11 protein-coding genes and 1 riboswitch are annotated in these 17287 nt (G+C 63.3%); of the genes, 7 read left to right on the top strand and 4 right to left on the bottom strand.

Annotation, left to right across the window (positions count from 1 at the left end; genetic code table 11):
* Nucleotides 1-11: 11 nt before the first annotated feature.
* Nucleotides 12-596: a cyclic nucleotide-binding domain-containing protein gene (locus H4V98_RS02030; RefSeq protein WP_196862659.1), complete on the bottom strand. Its 585-nt coding sequence runs from the start codon at nucleotides 594-596 to the stop codon at nucleotides 12-14.
* A 66-nt stretch (nucleotides 597-662) separates the two neighbouring features.
* Nucleotides 663-754, top strand: a riboswitch (S-adenosyl-L-homocysteine riboswitch).
* Nucleotides 755-768: 14 nt separating this feature from the next.
* Here H4V98_RS02030 and metH point away from each other — a divergent pair.
* On the top strand, nucleotides 769-3609 hold the full coding sequence (metH, locus tag H4V98_RS02025; RefSeq protein ID WP_196862660.1) for a methionine synthase: 2841 nt from the start codon (nucleotides 769-771) through the stop codon (nucleotides 3607-3609).
* 30 nt (nucleotides 3610-3639) lie between these two features.
* Here metH and H4V98_RS02020 read toward each other — a convergent pair whose 3' ends face one another.
* The 3 genes from H4V98_RS02020 to H4V98_RS02010 all read right to left on the bottom strand — a co-directional run bounded on the left by H4V98_RS02020 (nucleotide 3640) and on the right by H4V98_RS02010 (nucleotide 11151).
* Complete coding sequence (locus tag H4V98_RS02020) at nucleotides 3640-8271, bottom strand: amino acid adenylation domain-containing protein (RefSeq protein ID WP_196862661.1); 4632 nt, start codon at nucleotides 8269-8271, stop codon at nucleotides 3640-3642.
* Nucleotides 8272-8282: 11 nt separating this feature from the next.
* Nucleotides 8283-8939, bottom strand: coding sequence for a 4'-phosphopantetheinyl transferase superfamily protein (locus tag H4V98_RS02015; protein ID WP_196862662.1), 657 nt, complete (start codon nucleotides 8937-8939; stop codon nucleotides 8283-8285).
* A 667-nt stretch (nucleotides 8940-9606) separates the two neighbouring features.
* Nucleotides 9607-11151 (bottom strand): YifB family Mg chelatase-like AAA ATPase, encoded by a 1545-nt coding sequence (locus tag H4V98_RS02010; protein ID WP_196862663.1) that lies wholly within the window; start codon nucleotides 11149-11151, stop codon nucleotides 9607-9609.
* A 225-nt stretch (nucleotides 11152-11376) separates the two neighbouring features.
* On the opposite strand from H4V98_RS02010, the gene H4V98_RS02005 reads away from it, so the two are divergent.
* The 6 genes from H4V98_RS02005 to H4V98_RS01980 all read left to right on the top strand — a co-directional run bounded on the left by H4V98_RS02005 (nucleotide 11377) and on the right by H4V98_RS01980 (nucleotide 17286).
* Nucleotides 11377-12144 (top strand): TorF family putative porin, encoded by a 768-nt coding sequence (locus H4V98_RS02005; protein ID WP_196862686.1) that lies wholly within the window; start codon nucleotides 11377-11379, stop codon nucleotides 12142-12144.
* 50 nt (nucleotides 12145-12194) lie between these two features.
* A complete protein-coding gene (gene glnK, locus H4V98_RS02000; protein WP_196862664.1) occupies nucleotides 12195-12533 on the top strand; it encodes a P-II family nitrogen regulator in 339 nt (112 codons plus the stop codon).
* A gap of 34 nt (nucleotides 12534-12567) precedes the next feature.
* Entirely contained in the window at nucleotides 12568-14094 is a 1527-nt protein-coding gene (gene amt, locus H4V98_RS01995; RefSeq protein ID WP_196862665.1) for an ammonium transporter, read from the top strand.
* A gap of 144 nt (nucleotides 14095-14238) precedes the next feature.
* Complete coding sequence (locus H4V98_RS01990) at nucleotides 14239-15165, top strand: SMP-30/gluconolactonase/LRE family protein (RefSeq protein ID WP_196862666.1); 927 nt, start codon at nucleotides 14239-14241, stop codon at nucleotides 15163-15165.
* 196 nt (nucleotides 15166-15361) lie between these two features.
* Entirely contained in the window at nucleotides 15362-16513 is a 1152-nt protein-coding gene (glcE, locus tag H4V98_RS01985) for a glycolate oxidase subunit GlcE (protein WP_196862667.1), read from the top strand.
* Between the two features lie 8 nt (nucleotides 16514-16521).
* Nucleotides 16522-17286, top strand: coding sequence for a YoaK family protein (locus H4V98_RS01980; RefSeq protein WP_196862668.1), 765 nt, complete (start codon nucleotides 16522-16524; stop codon nucleotides 17284-17286).
* The last annotated feature ends 1 nt before the right edge of the window (nucleotide 17287 follow it).

Raw genomic sequence — 17287 nt, 5'->3', positions numbered from 1 at the left:
CGCACGACCGTTCAGGCCTCGGGCCGCGAACCGATCTCTTGCTCCATTGCCTGCGTCAGCTGGACATACATCTTGAGCTTGTCGGTCACTTCGCGCAGGCGCGCTCCGATGCGCAGCGACACGGCCAGCAGCAGTTTGGCGGCAATGCCCGGGTTTTCCTCCATCAGGCGGCTCAGTCCTGCGCGGGTGAGGATCGCGCAGCGCAACTGCGTGGCCGCAACACAGCTTGCGTAGCGGGGCAGGCCGTCGAACATGCCGAGTTCGCCAATCAGGCTGCCCGGGCCCAGCAAGGTGATGACGATGGGCTCGGCACGGCTGACCACCTGTGTTTCCACCGTCACTTCGCCATCGAGCAGGAGCATCAGGAATCCGGTGTCAAGAACATCACCTTCGCGGATAAAGACAGTGTCCTTGGACACAATTTGCGGCTGCATGTAGCGCACCACCGTGCGCGCCTCTGGCATCGTCAGTTGCATCAATGCGGTGGGCGCCACCAGCAAGCGGGCCGCCAGGTCGGCCGTTTCCGAACCTTCGGTAGCGTCATGCGGCGGACTGATCGACGGGAAGCTTTTTTTTCTAAGGAAGGTGCTTGTCATGGGTCGACCCGGTGGAATTTGATGGCTTGAAACCGGCCTGCCGGCATTGGTGCTTAAAATCGAGCTTAACTCAAGGAGCGTTGCAGCGAAACACCGTTTCGTCAGGCTTGGGTCAACAGGGCGCAAAACGCTCTTTTTGGCAACGACGCTCACCTTTGTTCCAAGGTGAGCCATGTCCGCAATTCAATCTATCCCGCCAGTCGCCCCACCCGTTCCGAACGTCCCGCCCATGAAGCTTTCCGGCCTGGAGCCGGTCACTGTCGGACCGGATTCCCTGTTCGTCAACATTGGTGAGCGTACCAACGTCACCGGCTCCAAGGCCTTCGCCCGCATGATCCTGAACGGCGACTTTGAAGCGGCGCTGGCGGTGGCGCGCCAGCAGGTCGAAAATGGCGCGCAAATCATCGACATCAACATGGACGAGGCCATGCTCGACAGCCAGGCGGCCATGGTTCGGTTTTTGAACCTGATCGCCGGCGAGCCCGACATTGCCCGCGTGCCCATCATGATCGACAGCTCCAAGTGGAGCGTGATCGAGGCCGGCCTGCGCTGCATCCAGGGAAAGGGCATCGTCAACTCGATTTCGATGAAGGAGGGCGTGGACGCCTTCAAGCAGCAGGCGAAACTGCTCAAGCGCTACGGCGCTGCGGCCGTCGTCATGGCGTTTGACGAACAGGGGCAGGCCGACACCTACGAGCGAAAAATCACCATTTGCGAGCGCGCCTACCGGCTGCTGGTGGACGAGATCGGTTTTCCGCCCGAAGACATCATTTTCGACCCCAACATCTTCGCCATTGCCACCGGCATTGACGAACACAACAACTACGCGGTTGACTTCATCAACGCCACCCGCTGGATCAAAACCAATTTGCCCGGTGCCAAGGTCTCGGGCGGCGTGTCAAACGTGTCGTTCAGCTTTCGCGGCAACGACCCGGTGCGCGAAGCCATCCACACGGTATTTTTGTACCACGCGATCCAGGCCGGCATGGACATGGGCATTGTCAACGCCGGCATGATGGGTGTCTATGACGACCTGGAGCCGGTGCTGCGCGAGCGCGTCGAAGACGTGGTGCTGAACCGCCAGCCGCTCTACAAGGAAGGCGAGGAACACCTCACACCCGGCGAGCGCCTGATTGAAGTGGCTGAAACGGCCAAGAGCGGTGCGCGCGACGAGAGCAAGAAGTACGAATGGCGCGCGCTGCCGATTCGCGCCCGCCTGTCGCACGCGCTGGTGCATGGCAACAACGAATTCATCACCGAAGACACCGAGGAGATGTACCAGACCATCCTTGCCGAAAACGGGCGGCCGCTGCATGTCATCGAAGGCCCGCTGATGGACGGCATGAACGTGGTCGGCGACCTGTTCGGCCAGGGCAAGATGTTCCTGCCGCAGGTGGTCAAGAGCGCCCGGGTGATGAAGCAGGCCGTGGCGCACCTGCTGCCCTACATCGAGGCTGAAAAGCTGGTGCTGCAGGCCGCCGGCGGCGACGTGAAGACCAAGGGCAAGATCATCATCGCCACCGTCAAGGGCGACGTGCACGACATCGGCAAGAACATCGTCACCGTGGTGCTGCAGTGCAACAACTTCGAGGTTGTCAACATGGGCGTGATGGTGCCGTGCCACGAGATTCTGGCGCTGGCCAAGGCCGAAGGCGCCGACATCGTCGGCCTGTCCGGACTGATCACGCCGAGTCTGGAGGAAATGCAGTACGTCGCCAGCGAGATGCAAAAAGACGACCATTTCCGCCTCAACAACATTCCGCTGCTGATTGGCGGCGCCACCTGCAGCCGCGTGCACACGGCGGTGAAGATTTCGCCGCATTATGAAGGCCCGGTGGTGTACGTGCCCGACGCCTCGCGCAGCGTCAGCGTGGCGCAAAGCCTGCTGTCTGACAACGCCGCCAAGTACATCGCCGAGCTGAACGCCGACTACGAGAAGGTGCGCATCCAGCACGCCAGCAAGAAGCAGGTGCCGATGTGGCCGCTGGCCAAGGCGCGGGCCAATGCCACGGCGATGGACTGGGCGAGCTACACGCCGCCCATGCCCAAATTTATCGGCCGGCGCGTCTTCAAGAATTTCGACCTGGCCGAACTCGCCGAGTTCATTGATTGGGGACCGTTCTTCCAGACCTGGGACCTGGCCGGGCCGTTCCCGGCGATTCTGAAGGACGAGGTGGTGGGCACCGAGGCCGTGCGCGTCTATGCCGACGCCAAGCGCATGCTCAAGCGGCTGATCGAGGGACGCTGGCTCACCGCCAGTGGCGTGATGGGTTTGTATCCCGCCAACAGCGTCGGCGACGACATCGAGATCTACACCGACGAGACGCGCAGCGAAGTCGCCATGACCTGGTACGGCCTGCGCCAGCAGACCGAGAAAACAGCCGTTGACGGCGTGATGCGCCCCAGCCGCTGCCTGGCCGACTTTGTCGCGCCCAAGGTGCTTACTCCTGAATTAATAGCTGCTCGTGCAAGCCAGACATGCGCAAACGGCCAAAATGGCTCAAAAATCGCCGATTACATCGGTATTTTTGCCGTCACCGCCGGGCTGGGCGCCGAGAAGAAGGACAAGTATTTCCTCGACGACCACGACGACTACTCGTCCATCATGTTCAAGTCGCTGGCCGACCGGCTGGCCGAGGCTTTTGCCGAGGCGCTGCACCAGCGGGTGCGCAAGGACCTCTGGGGCTATGTGCCCGCCGAAGCGCTCGACAAGGACGCGATGCTCGCCGAGCAATACCAGGGCATCCGCCCGGCGCCCGGCTACCCGGCCTGCCCGGACCACAGCGCAAAAAAAGAGATGTTCGAGTTGCTGCAATGCGCCGACATCGGCATGGCGCTGACGGAAAGCCTGGCGATGACGCCCGCCGCCAGCGTCAGCGGGTTTTACCTGAGCCACCCGCAAAGCAGTTACTTCAGCGTTGGCAAGATCGGCGACGACCAGCTGCACGATCTGGCGCAGCGACGTGGCGCGCGGGCCGAAGACCTGCAACGCCTGCTGGCGCCCAATCTTTGAAGCGCGGGCCGCGTCCGGGCGGGCGCTTCTTCAGGCCGGCAACGGCCCGGCTTGCAATCTGATCCGCGTCCGCGCTCCAGCCTGCGCATCGACGGTACGGGCCAGTTCCCGCTGCAGCGCCTGGGCCAGTTGCAGCACACCGGGCTCCTCCATCATCGAGGCGTGATGGCTGACGATGGTGACCGGGCGAATGCCGCCCTGGATGTGCTTTTCCCAGCCCAGGCTTTGTCCGGCGTTCAAATAAGGCATTTCGGCCAGATGGGACGCGCCCTTGAAAAGAACCATCGGCCCAGGGTAGGGCTTGGGCCTGTAGAGCTTGAGGGCCACAAAGAAGTGGTGGTACAGGTGATGCCCGATAAGGTCTTGCGTCACGGGTTCGCCGGGGGAAAATTCTCCCAGCTTCAACGCAAGATTTTCTTCAAGGAGTTTTGTCTGGCGGCGGCGCTCGGAGCGTTCCCTGATGAACTTCAGAGACCAGTTCCGCATCAGCCACAGTCTTCTCAAAAATGAGATGTTGCGCTCTGCCGCCTCTGGCGACAGCGTGTCGATCATCCCCAGGAGCGCCACCTCCGCGCCGGCCTGCCTGAGCTGCTGTGCCATCTCGAAGGCAATCACGCCGCCCGCGGAATAGCCGAGAAGCCAATACGGACCGTGAGGATCTACGGAACGGATGGCCTCGACATATTGCGCGGCCATGGCCTGAATGGTCGCCAGTGCGGGACGGTGGCCGTCAACGCCTTGGGCCTGCAGCCCATAGAAGGGTTGTGCCGGCCCCAGCTCGGTTGCCAGGCGCTTGAAATTGATCACGTTTCCACCGGCGGCATGAATGCAAAAAAGCGGGGGCTGGTCTGCTTGTCCCTGGCAAATGGCCACCAGCGGAGACCACTTGGGCACGGCAGGCGCCAGCGCGCCGGATGCGCTGGCTGCCGCCTGCATGTGCGCCATCGAAATCTCGCAGGCCTTGGCGACGATGGCCGTAAAGCCTGCAAGGGTCGAAGCCTGAAACAGGGTGGCCAAGGGCAGGTCAACGGCGAATTGACTGCGAATCTGGGCGAACAGGCGCACGGCCGTGAGCGAATGGCCACCGAGCGCGAAAAAGTCATCCTCGGGCGCGATGTCCTGCATGTCCAGCAACTCGCGCCACATCCGAGCAATGCCAGATTCGATGGAGGAACGCACTGGCACTGCCTGCGCCACCGGGCTGGCATCAGGCAACGCCAGTGCCAAGGCGGCACCGGCGGCAATCCCGTTGTGCAGCATGGCTGCGGCGAACTGGCCGGGCACGCTGGCATCGAGCTGCCCGGCCAGTTCGCCGAGGACCGGAAAACGCATCATGTCAGCCAACGGGACGTTGAGGCCGCAGGTTTCCTGCAACCGGCGCTGCACCTGCACGGCCAAGAACAAACTGCCGCCAAGATCAAAAAAACTGTCGCCGGTGCGCACGCCGGACTGCCCGAGGATCGGCTCCCAAGCAGCGGCAATGGCTTTTTCAAACCGGCTTTGCGGCAGCCCGCCCGCATCGGCGGTCGGTGACCGTGCTGGCAGCAAGGCGCGCCGGTCCACCTTGCCATTGGGCGTCAGCGGAAATGCGCGTAGCGCCGCGATGGCCTTGGGCACCATGATGTCGGGCAGCTTTTCGGCCACGCCACGGCGCAGTTGGTCGGTGTCGAGCAACGTGTCCGCCTGCGGCGTCACGTAAGCGGCCAGGCTCCAGTCACCGGCGGCATCTTCGCGGGCGATGACCACTGCTTCTTTCACGCCAGGCTGGCGCAGCAGCACGCTTTCGATCTCGCCGAGCTCGATGCGGTGGCCGCGAATCTTCACCTGGTGGTCGATGCGGCCGAGGAACTCCAGCGTGCCGTCGGGATGGCGGCGCACCAGGTCGCCGGTGCGGTACCAGCGTGCGCCGTTGTCCTCCAGGAAGCGCTCGGCGTTGAGCTCGGGCCGCTGCCAGTAACCGTCGGACACGCCGTCGCCGCCGATCAGCAACTCGCCGGCCACCAGCGCCGGGCATTCGGCGCCGCGCGGCGTGCGGATCGAGAGTTGCGTGTTGGCAATCGGCTGGCCCAGCGGCACCAGGTCGTCCAGCGTCGCCAGGTCGCAGGCGGTGGACCAGACGGTGGTTTCGGTCGGACCGTACATATTGAAAAAAGCCCCCGGCACCAGCGCCCGCAACTCCTGGGCGAGTTTCATCGACAGCGCTTCGCCGCCGACCATCAGCACCGCCAGGCCGTAGAGCGCCTGGCGTCCGGCAGTGTCCGACACCAGCATCGAGGCCATGGACGGGGTGCATTGCAGGTGCGTGACCTGGCCTTGACGCAGGGCGTCGGCCACCGACAGGTAGGGCAGGGTGTTGGAATGCAGCTCGATGGCAAAGCCGTGCGTCAATGTCCAGAGCAACTCAACCACCGAAATGTCAAAGCACACGCTGGTCACGGCCAGCCAGCGGCCGGGTGGCGCATGCGGAATACGCGCGTTCAGGCCGGCGAAAAAATTGAGCGCGTTCTGGTGCGTGACCACCACGCCCTTGGGGCGGCCGGTTGAGCCGGAGGTGTAGATCAGGTAAGCCGCGCGCCGCGCCTTCTCTGGCGCCGGGCTTCGCGTCAGGACTGGCGCGAAGCCCGCCCCGGCTTCAGCTTTATCCAGCAGGAACACCTTTTCCGGCGGAAGGTGCAGCCGGGCAGTGACGGCGCGGTTGGAAAGCACCAGCGGCGCGCCGGAATCCTCGATCATGTACAGCAGGCGGTCGTGCGGGTAGTCCGGGTCCAGCGGCAGGTAGGCCGCGCCGGTCTGCAGGATGGCTAGCATGCCAACGACCATGTCAGGGCCGCGATCCAGGCACAGGCCGATGACGTCGCCCGGGCGCACACCGCTCAGCCGCAGGCGTTCTGCCAGCGCGCTGGCCTGCGCGTGGAGTGCGTCGTAGCTCAGGGTCTGGCCCCGGAAGGACACGGCGGTGCTGAGCGGCGTGCGGGCCACCTGTGCGGCAATGGCTTCGTGAATGCCCAATGCAGTGTCATACGGTGTGGCGGTCGCGTTCAGGTGCGCCAGTGAAGCCGTATCAACGTCAGGTGTCAGGGCAATCGCCGCGATCGGGTCGGCACCTTCAAACGCCTGAAGGTAAACCGCCAGATGGCTGGCCATCGCTTCCAGGGTTTCGCTTGAAAAAACAGCCGTGTCGCCGACGAGTTCGAGCTGCTGACCGGACGCTTCGCTCATTAGGATCAGTTCGGCCCCGGGCGGCACGGCAGCGCCTTCCAGACTGATTCCCAGTTTGCTCCAGCGTTCGCCGGCCTCCGGCGTGCCGCCAAGCCGCGCCGGCAGGTCGCGCGGGCAGGCACCGGCCCGGTGCATCTGGTCAATCTGTGCCTGCGCGTGTTCTGCGACTTGCTGTGCCGACCGATCGGGCGCGGTGTCCAGCGTCAGCGGTACCCAGGGCGACAGCCAGTATTCCAGCCCCTGGGCGCTGGCTTGCAGCGTGCTGTCACCGTACAGCATGGAAATGCGCTGCTGCGCGGTCAGGGCTGATAGCCAGCCGAAAAAACCGGCCACTGTTGCCGCGCCGCGCGCTGGCAGTGCAAGGGGCACGCGCGCCAGTTGCCGCAATGGCACTGAAGCGAACTGCAGCACGCCTGTTTTTTGCGGATAAGGCAGTTCCACGGGCGCCAGCGTGCGCAAGGCCTGTTGCCAGAAGTGTTCACCCTGGCCAATTTCAGGGGCGCAGGCGGCCAGCTTGGCGCATGTCACGCTGTCGAGCAAGGGCAGCGCCATGCCTGACAGCAGGCCGTGGCCAGGTGCAGTGCCCCAGGGCGCAGTGAACCCGCACAGCACGATGTCGCCGTTTGCCGTGGCCACCCGAACGCTGTCTGCATCGGCCTGCAGCACCGTGCCGGGTGCCGCGCCGGAGGACTCGGCGACGGGCAGGGCGCACGCCGTGTTTATCAGCAGTGTTTTATCGCCCAAGTAAAGCTTGGCGCGGGCCACCGGGTTGGAGAAATGGGGGTGAGGGCCAAAGTCGAGCGCGGCGACGAGCGCCGCCAGTTCTGCGGCCGGGCGTGAAAAATCAAGCGTGCCCAGTGTGGGCGGACGCTGCTGGCGGTCAACGCAAGGGCTGGCGGGCAATGCTTCGCCCAAGACAAGGTCGTTGCGTCCAATCGCATCGGCCAGGGCTTCAAAGCTTTGCAGGCCCGCTTCGTAGCAGCGCGCCTGCAAGCCCAGTGTCGTTTCGCCCGGCGGAATGGCAAAGTGTGCCTGGCGCACGATGCGGCCTTCGCCCAGAGGCGTCATTTCGTGCCAGGTAACGCCATACGACCTTTCCTGCGCCATCAGCGCCCACGCCGGCGCATGCCAGCCCGCGTGCTGCGGCAGTGGTGCGTCGTGAAACGTGATGGCCAGTGCTTGCGCCTGCGCCATCAAATCGCGCGATACGTTGCACGGCTTGTCCAGGCAAAAAAGGTAATCGAACGTCTGCCCCGACTGCTGCATCAGCGACGCCTCATCGGCAAAGGCCGAAACCCCGCGCGTGCGCGCCCACTGAACGATGGCTGGCTCGGTGCTGACGACGGCATGCACCGCATGACCGGCATTGAGCCAAGCCTCGGCACAGTGAATCAGCAGGCTTTCATGGCCTGCAAACAGGGCGCTGGCCCGATGGCTTTTCATACTCATTCCTTTCATGCGCTGACGCAGGTGGCCGCTTGCATGCTTGATGCAGCGCTGGCTGGCGCGTCAGGCGGGTAAAGCCGGTGCAACGGGCGCGGCTTTTGAAGGCGGCCGTGCTGCGTCGCAAGGACCGGTTCAAAGACCGGTGTGTGGTGGACCAGTCGGAGCGCATTGTTTGCTGCATGGGCAAGGCTTGCTGTCACGGCCAGCATGATCACGCAGTCGGAAGGCCCCTGTACTGCCATGGCCCATGTGCGTTCGCCGCGGCAGCCGTGCCCGCCAAGGCCTGCCTGCGATGTGGAAACCTCAAACCAGCCTTGGGGTGTTGGCTGGCAATGCAGCGCTGGATGGTCAAACGACAGTCCCCTTCCCTTGGATTTCCAGTACGCCTCAAGCAGCGTCCAGTAGAAGAAAAACTGCTGCGTGCTGTCGCTCCCCGGCGCCGCCTGGCGTTGCTGCGCATCGGGCAGCGCTATCAGGCCGCGCAGCAGCGCCATGTCGGCGTTGCCCTGTTGGAGGGGTTCGGCATCAATACCGACCTCGCCGATGCGCGTGACGGCACACACCACCAGTGTGCGGCCGTAGGTATGGCTGAAGTAGATGGCCTGGTCTGGCGGAACTGTCAGGAGAGGTTTTCCGCTGGCTTCGCTGGAAAATGCAAGGGACATGGACGGCACGCCCAATAGGGTCGCCACGGCCAGGCACCGCAATGCATGCGCCAGGATGTAGGCGCGGCGATCTTCATCGTGCCGAAATTTTGCTGCACAAAGAAGCTCCGGTGCACCAAGCCACGCAGTCAATTGTGGCCATTGAGCCGGCTCAATATCCTTGGGGCGCGCTGTCCAGATATGGATACCGCCAGCTTCATCAATGCTCAAAGTTTCCTCTCAATTAGAAATTAATTGTAGGGAAGCTACATTGCGTTCACAACCATTTCAAATAGCCTCGGTCCTTACGACAACCGCAGCTGCGTAATATTTTCATAACAAAAAAAGACAGGCCTGAACAATTATTTTTTTGCTAAGTATTGCCTTTTGCGCAATAAAGCATTGGCTTGTTAGCTATAAAAATAGTAGCAAAAGAAGATTTTTTTGTAAACACTGATTGCCGGCAAGCTTTTGTGTTGATGGGTAACCCGGGCTCCGGAAAACCGCTGCGGTGTTGTCCCTGAAAAAGTGATTTCAGCAAGAGAGGCGTTTTTTTGAGAGTGTTTGCAAGCAAGAAAATAAATTTTATTTTCTTGCTTAAATTACTAAAAATAACTCCATTGATGAGTTTTGATCATGCTTCAAACTTGACTAAAAGCCGGGATTCCTGATCCTGGAGCCTTGTGCTTCAGTGCGCTGCCTTCAGGACGCGTCGATATTGCACCGCCTCGGCGACATGCGTGACCTGCACTGTTTTGGCACTGGCCAGGTCGGCAATGGTGCGCGCCACCTTCAGGCAGCGGTGAATGCCCCGGCCCGACCAGCCCAGCCGCGTTGCTGCCACATTGAGGAACCTGGCAGCAGCCGGGTCCAGCTGGCACTGGACGTCGATGGCCTGGCCTTCGAGCGCCTGGTTGGCGCTGCCCTGCCGGTCCATTGCGCGGTCCCGGGCCTTGACCACCCGACTGCGCACGGCCTCGGTGAATTCGCCCGGCGGCGCGTTCACCAGTTCATCGGCGGTAAGGCTGCCGACCTCCACATGCAGGTCGATCCGGTCAAGCAGCGGTCCGCTGAGCTTGCCCTGGTAGCGTGCAATGCCTTCGGGCGAGCAGCGGCAGGCGCGCAGGCTGGAGCCCAGGTAGCCGCAGGGGCAGGGGTTCATCGCGGCAATCAGTTGAAAGCGCGCCGGGAATTCCGCGCGCTGCGCAGCACGCGAAATCGTGATGTGGCCCGACTCCAGGGGTTCGCGCAGTGCCTCGAGCGCGGCACGGGGAAACTCCGGAAGTTCGTCAAGGAACAGCACGCCCCGGTGCGCCAGCGAGATTTCACCCGGGCGCGGTGGCGAGCCGCCGCCCACCAGCGCCACCGCGCTGGCCGTGTGGTGCGGCGCGCAGGTCGGCCGCACGGCCCAGTGGTCCAGCGTGAAGCGCCCGCCCAGCGAGGCGACAGCGGCGGTTTCCAGCGCTTCGTCGGTGGTCATGGCGGGCAGCAGGCCGGCAAAGCGCTGCGCCAGCATGGACTTACCCGAACCCGGCGCGCCCACCATCAAGATGCTGTGTCCGCCGGCCGCCGCGATTTCCAGTGCCCGGCGGGCGGCGGCCTGTCCCTTGACATCGGCCAGGTCGGGATAGGCGGGCTGCCGCGAAGGCGCGCTTGAAGCTGCGCGCGTCCAGCCGTCGCTTGCTTCGGGAACGGCATCGCCCGGCAAGAACTGCCTGACCACGTCAAGCAGATGCTGCGCGCGGTAGACCTCGGCCTGCGGCACCAGCGCGGCTTCCTGCGCGCTGCCTTCTGGCAGCACCAGCCGGGGCAGGGGTTGCGGCGCGCCGTGCGGCGGCCGGGCAATCGCCAGACTCATGGCCAGGGAGCCGCGTACCGGCCGCAGATCACCGCCCAGCGACAGCTCACCGGCAAACTCATAGCCCGCCAGCTTGCGCGCATCGATCTGGCCGCTGGCAGCCAATATGCCGAGTGCAATCGGCAAATCGAACCGGCCCGAGTCCTTGGGCAGGTCGGCGGGCGCCAGGTTCACCGTGATGCGCTTGTTGCCCGGAAACTCCAGCCCGGCATTCTGGATGGCCGAGCGCACCCGCTCGCGCGCCTCCTTGACCTCGGTATCGGCCAGTCCGACCAGTGTGAAACTCGGCAGGCCGTTGGCCAGGTGCACTTCAACGCACACCGGACGCGCTTCAAGTCCCAACAAGGCACGGCTGTGCACTAAAGACAGGCTCATTCGGTTGCTTTCTTATTTATGCATCAAAGTTGTGCGCATTGGACGCATCAAAACGGTGCGTAACATCTTGTAATCCTCTAGCGTAACCGGTAGCGGTTGCAATCGGCCAAGTGCTTGCAGGCGAGGAAAAAAGTAGCTGGCACGGTCCCTGCTAAAGCAATTCATCCATTTTTTAAAAATCCCGGAGTTGTCATGAATCCAATCACTGTTCCCCTGGCTTGTTGCATGTCTTTGATGCTGTCCGGCGCCGCCTTTGCCCAAAGCGCCGCACCTACCGAGCCTGCTGCATCGCCGTTGTCATTCAACCTCGCGCTGGCCAGCAACTACAAATTCCGGGGACAGGACCAGGATCAGTCGAAGACCAAGGCTTTCAAGCCTGCCCTGCAAGGCGGTGTGGATTACGCATTTGACAGCGGTTTTTACCTTGGCAACTGGAACTCGACGGTGAACTGGACCAAGTACCTGCCGTCAAACCCGAGCAACCACATTGAAATCGATATTTACGGCGGTTATAAATTCAATGCCGGGCCGCTGGCCATGGATGTCGGCGCCCTGACCTATCTCTACCCCGGCGCCAGCGGCGCCAACACGACCGAGGTTTACCTGGGGGCCGGTTACGGACCGGTCAGTGCCAAGTATTCGCATACGGTTTCCAAGGGCTATTTCGGCATTGGCAAGGAATTCCTGATCGGCGATGGACGCGGGACCGGCTATTTCAACCTGGCCTATGCCCAGGAACTCCTGCCCAAAGTCACCCTGAAGGCTTCCCTGGGCTTTACCAACTTCAAGAGCGGCGTGAATTCGGCCAGCCTGCCTGACTACATGGACTACAGCGTGGGCGCCAGCTATGACCTGGGCAATGGCCTGGCCTTGTCGGGCGCGCTGGTGGGCGCGGACAAGAAGTCGAGCTATGTCTATCCTGCCGTGGTGGACACCAGCGGCCGCTCCATCAATAAAAACACGCTGGTCGTGATGCTTACAAAAACCTTGTAGAGCGGCGGGATCTGTTGCCGCCCCGTTATTCATCCTGGAGGAAAACTGAAATGAAACTTGTCACTGCCATCATCAAACCGTTCAAATTGGACGAGGTGCGCGAAGCCCTCTCAGGCATGGGTGTGCAAGGCATCACCGTGACCGAAGTCAAGGGCTTTGGCCGTCAGAAGGGCCATACCGAGCTGTACCGGGGCGCCGAGTATGTTGTCGATTTCCTGCCCAAGGTGAAGATCGAGGCAGCCGTGTCCGAGGATCTGGTGGAACGCGTGATCGAAGCCATAGAGACCTCGGCGCGCACCGGCAAGATCGGCGATGGCAAGGTTTTCGTGTACGACCTTGAGCAGGTCGTGCGCATCCGTACCGGCGAAACCGGCAATGACGCACTCTAACGTCTCCCTCCTGAAATAAAAGAGAACCATTGCCATGAAAAAATTGATTGCTTCCCTGCTACTCGGACTGAGCTTGCTCGGCACCGGCGCTTTCGCTCTGGCGCAAACCCCGGCAGAAACGCCTGCCGCTGCTGCCTCCTCCTCCGTATCCGCGGCTCCCGCCACAACCACTGCCATGGCTGCACCAGCGGCTGCCGCAGTGGCTCCTGCCGCCGCAGCAGCCCCGGTGCCCAACAAGGGCGACACCGCCTGGATGATGGTCTCGACCATTCTGGTGATCCTGATGGTCGTGCCCGGCCTGGCGCTGTTTTATGGCGGCCTGGTGCGCAGCAAGAACATGCTGTCGGTGCTGATGCAGGTCATGGTGACGTTCTCCCTGATCGTCGTGCTGTGGTTCATCTACGGCTACAGCCTGGCGTTCACCGAGGGCAATGCCTTCATCGGCGGCTTTGACCGGTTGTTCATGAAAGGCATCTGGGACAACGTCGCCGGCACTTTTGCCAATGGCGCGACCTTCAGCAAGGGTGTGGTAATTCCTGAAATCGTGTTCGCCGCCTTCCAGGCCACCTTTGCCGGCATCACCTGCTGCCTGATCGTCGGTGCCTTTGCCGAGCGCATCAAGTTCTCCGCCGTGCTGCTGTTCATGGTCATCTGGTTCACCTTCAGCTACGCGCCGATGGCCCACATGGTCTGGTTCTGGATGGGCCCTGACGCCTACACCAGCCCGGATGTGGTGGACGCCATGACCAGCAAGGCCGGCTATATCTGGCAGTCGGGCGCGCTGGACTTTGCCGGCGGCACCGTGGTGCACATCAATGCGGCCGTGGCCGGTCTGGTCGGCGCCTTCATGGTGGGCAAACGAATTGGCTACGGCAAGGAAGCCATGGCACCGCACAGCCTGACATTGACCATGGTCGGTGCTTCGCTGCTGTGGGTGGGCTGGTTCGGTTTCAACGCCGGCTCGGCGCTGGAAGCCAATGGCTTTGCCGCCCTGGCCTTCATCAACACCCTGGGCGCCACCGCTGCTGCGGTGCTGGCCTGGTGCCTCGGTGAAGCGCTGATGCGCGGCAAGGCGTCGATGCTGGGCGCTGCCTCCGGTGCCGTGGCCGGCCTCGTGGCCATCACCCCTGCCGCCGGCAACGTCGGCATCGGCGGTGGTCTGGTGATTGGTTTTATCGCCGGTTTTGCCTGCCTCTGGGGCGTGCATGGGCTGAAAAAGCTGTTGGGCGCTGACGACTCGCTTGACGTGTTCGGCGTGCATGGCGTCGGCGGCATCGTCGGCGCGCTGCTGACCGGCGTGTTCAATTCGCCCGCCCTGGGCGGCCCCGGCTTTGTCGCCGACTGGGTGACGGCTACCGGCATCACTGCCGCCGACTACTCGATCGTCTCGCAAGTGTGGATCCAGGCCAAGGCCGTGCTGATCACGGTGGTGTGGTCGGGTGTCGTGTCTTTCATCGCCTACAAGGTCGTTGACCTGACCATCGGCCTGCGCGTCAACGAAGAAGACGAGCGCGAAGGGCTGGACATCACCTCGCACGGCGAAACTGCCTACAACCGTTAAAGATTGCTTGGGTTGAGAAGCTGACAGAAGTCTCCTTGAGAAGTTTGGCCCGCTGGCATCTCGCCAGCGGGCTTTTTTTTGCCGCTAAAGTCGCAGTTCGTGGCGAACCCCTTCGCTGTACCACACGCGTCCAAGGAGAGCAACATGCCCTGGCAAATCGCCATTTCACAGCCCAGCGAACTGGGCGAATCGCCGTTCTGGCACCCCGACGAGCAGCGTCTGTACTGGGTGGACATTCCCGCCCGGCAGGTCTGCCGGTCAACAGGCTCGGACGGCAGCGTCGAGCGCTGGACGCTGCCGTCCGAGCCCGGCTGCATCGCGCCGGCCCGCAGCAATGGCCAGAGCGCGGGCCTGGTCATCGCCCTGCGCGACGGCATCTACCGCGCCCGGCAGTGGGGGGGTGATCTGGTGCTGCTCGCGCCTGCGCAGCACGACCCGGCCACCACGCGCTTCAATGACGGCAAGGCCGATCCGCTGGGCCGCTTCTGGGCCGGCACGATTTACGAACCGCGCGATGCGGCCCGGGCGCAGCTTTTCTGCCTGGACGCCCGGGGTGGCCGCACGCCTTTCCTCGATGTCAAGGCGGCCGATGCCACCACGGCCAACGGCCTGGCCTGGTCGCCCGACGCGGCCACGTTGTACTGGGCCGACACGCCGAGCCATGCGGTTCGCGCCTGGGACTGGGATGGCGCCAGCAACACCCTCAGCCGCGAGCGCGTGTTCCGTGCATGGCCCGGCAAACCCGAAGGCTGGCAGCCGGGCAGTCCGGGTTATGGCGGCCGCCCCGACGGCGCGGCGGTCGATGCCGAAGGCAACTATTACGTCGCCATGTATGAAGGCGGGCGGCTGCTCAAGCTATCGCCCGCCGGCGAGCTGCTGGCCGAGTTCGGCGTGCCTGCGCAATGCCCGACCATGCCCTGCTTTGGCGGCGCCGACCGCAAGACGCTTTACCTCGCGACCGCACGGCACAACCGCCCGGCCGGCGAACTGCAGCAGTGGCCCGCTTCGGGCTGCGTGCTGTCGATGCCGGTCGAGGTGCCGGGGCTGCCGGTGAATTTCTTCATGGATTGACGGCCAATCCTTTGTTTATTGATAAAAACAGGCATTTGCGCACGCCAGTAAAGAATATGCAGCTATTTTATTGATAGCGTTCATTGAGATGATGTGACTCTCGCAGGCGACAGCCGCCAGCCTGCGAAAAAACCGCACACGCCGCATTCAAAAAAATCAAACCTCCTGAACGTCATGCACGCGTACCATTCCAGCCATGAATGCAGACACCGACATGACGACTTTGATGGCCACGCGCATTCGCGACGCGGCAAAGGCAGGCACGCCCTTGCGCATCCGTGGCGGCGGCAGCAAGGACTTTTACGGCCAAACGCTCAGCGGCGACGTGCTCGACATGGCCGATTATTCGGGCGTTATCAGCTATGAGCCGAGCGAGCTGGTCGTCACTGTGCGCGGGGGCACCCCGCTGGCCGAACTGGAGGCGCTGCTGGCCGAACAAGGCCAGTGCCTGCCGTTCGAGCCGCCGCACTTCGGCCCGCATGCCACGGTCGGCGGCATGGTCGCCAGCGGCCTGAGCGGCCCGGCCCGTGCCAGCAGCGGCGCGGTGCGCGACTACCTGCTGGGCGTGGTGCTGCTCAACGGCAAAGGCGAATGCCTGACCTTCGGCGGCCAGGTCATGAAAAACGTCGCCGGCTACGACGTCTCGCGCCTGATGGCCGGCACGCTGGGCACGCTGGGCGTGCTGCTGGAGTTGTCGCTCAAGGTGCTGCCGGTGGTTCCCGGCGAAGCCACGCTGATGTGCAGCGGCTTGAGCCAGCAAAAGGCGCTGAACCTGCTCAACCGCTGGGGAGGCCAGCCGCTGCCGCTCAACGCCAGCTGCTGGGTGCACGATGCAAGCGCTGCACCGGCACAGGACTTCTTGTTTGTTCGCCTGCGCGGTGCCCTGGCCGCCGTCGAGGCCGCGTGCCCGCGCATGGTGGCCGATGTGCAGGCGGCCGGTGGCCAGGCGGTGCCCATGGACAACGCGCAAGCCAGCGCCGACTGGATGGCCTGCCGCGAGCAAACCCTGCCGTTTTTCGCGCAGCCGCCTTCGCCTGATGCCTGCCTGTGGCGTCTGAGCGTGCCGCAGACCGCGCCGGCGATGGATTTGCCCTATGCCTCCCTGGTTGAATGGCACGGCGGCCTGCGCTGGCTCTGGGCGCCGGCGTCTGCGGCTGCGCAGCTGCGCCAGCTGGCCGCGCAGGCGGGCGGCCATGCCACCTTGTTCAGGCGCGCTGCCCTGATGCCGGAAAACGTGCCGGTGTTCACGCCGCTGTCTCCGGTGCAGTCGCGCATCCAGCGCGAACTCAAAAAGCAGTTTGACCCGGCCGGCATCTTCAATCCGGGCCGCATGCCGATGGACGGCTGAAGCAGCGCATGCGCCGTTTTCGCCACCTGACCAGCCAGCACCGGACGGCGTCCACCAACCGCCTGCTGGGCGGCATCCTGGCGTTCAATGCCGGTGCCATCAATGCCGGCGGCTTCCTGGTGGTGGCGATGTACACCTCGCACATGACCGGCTTTGCCTCGCTGCTGGCCGACAACCTGGTGCTGGGCAACATGCGCCTGGTGCTGAGCGCCATTGGGGCCTTGCTGGCCTTCACCTGCGGTGCGGCATTCACCGCCATTCAGGTGAACTGGGCGCGCCAGCATTCGTTGCGCAGCGAATATGCGCTGCCCCTGCTGGTCGAAGCCTTGCTGCTGCTGCTGTTTGGCCTGATGGGCGCCACGCTGAACCGCCAGACGCCGTTTGCCGTCCCGTTCACCGTGCTGGTGCTGTCCTTCACCATGGGGCTGCAAAACGCGCTGGTCAGCAAGATTTCGTCGTCGCAAATCCGCACCACCCACATGACCGGCATCGTGACCGACATCGGCATCGAGCTGGGCAAACTGTTTTACTGGAACCGCACGGCCAGCCCGTTCGAATCGCGCGTGCGCGCCAACCGCATCAAGCTGCGGCTGCTCGGCACGCTGCTGGCGGCCTTTATCGGCGGCGGCATCGTCGGCGCAGCGGGCTTCAAGCATGTCGGTTTCACCTGGGTCATTCCGCTGGCCCTGCTGCTGCTGGGGATGAGCCTGCCGCCGCTGTATTCCGACCTCGTGCGCATCATCCGGCGCAAAACCGCCCGTCAAAGTACCTGAA

The sequence above is a fragment of the Polaromonas sp. CG_23.6 genome, assembly GCF_029892315.1.
GTDB lineage: Bacteria > Pseudomonadota > Gammaproteobacteria > Burkholderiales > Burkholderiaceae_C > Polaromonas.
The sequence above is the reverse complement of the archived record's forward strand: the minus strand, read 5'-3'. Positions and strand labels throughout refer to the sequence as shown.

Coding starts and splice junctions, on each gene's coding strand:
- H4V98_RS02030 (WP_196862659.1), bottom strand. CDS start 596: ATGACAAGCACCTTCCTTAGAAAAAAAAGCTTCCCGTCGATCAGTCCG.
- H4V98_RS01990 (WP_196862666.1), top strand. CDS start 14,239: ATGCCCTGGCAAATCGCCATTTCACAGCCCAGCGAACTGGGCGAATCG.
- glcE (WP_196862667.1), top strand. CDS start 15,362: ATGAATGCAGACACCGACATGACGACTTTGATGGCCACGCGCATTCGC.
- metH (WP_196862660.1), top strand. CDS start 769: ATGTCCGCAATTCAATCTATCCCGCCAGTCGCCCCACCCGTTCCGAAC.
- H4V98_RS02020 (WP_196862661.1), bottom strand. CDS start 8,271: ATGAAAAGCCATCGGGCCAGCGCCCTGTTTGCAGGCCATGAAAGCCTG.
- H4V98_RS02010 (WP_196862663.1), bottom strand. CDS start 11,151: ATGAGCCTGTCTTTAGTGCACAGCCGTGCCTTGTTGGGACTTGAAGCG.
- H4V98_RS01980 (WP_196862668.1), top strand. CDS start 16,522: ATGCGCCGTTTTCGCCACCTGACCAGCCAGCACCGGACGGCGTCCACC.
- H4V98_RS02015 (WP_196862662.1), bottom strand. CDS start 8,939: ATGTCCCTTGCATTTTCCAGCGAAGCCAGCGGAAAACCTCTCCTGACA.
- H4V98_RS02005 (WP_196862686.1), top strand. CDS start 11,377: ATGTCTTTGATGCTGTCCGGCGCCGCCTTTGCCCAAAGCGCCGCACCT.
- amt (WP_196862665.1), top strand. CDS start 12,568: ATGAAAAAATTGATTGCTTCCCTGCTACTCGGACTGAGCTTGCTCGGC.
- glnK (WP_196862664.1), top strand. CDS start 12,195: ATGAAACTTGTCACTGCCATCATCAAACCGTTCAAATTGGACGAGGTG.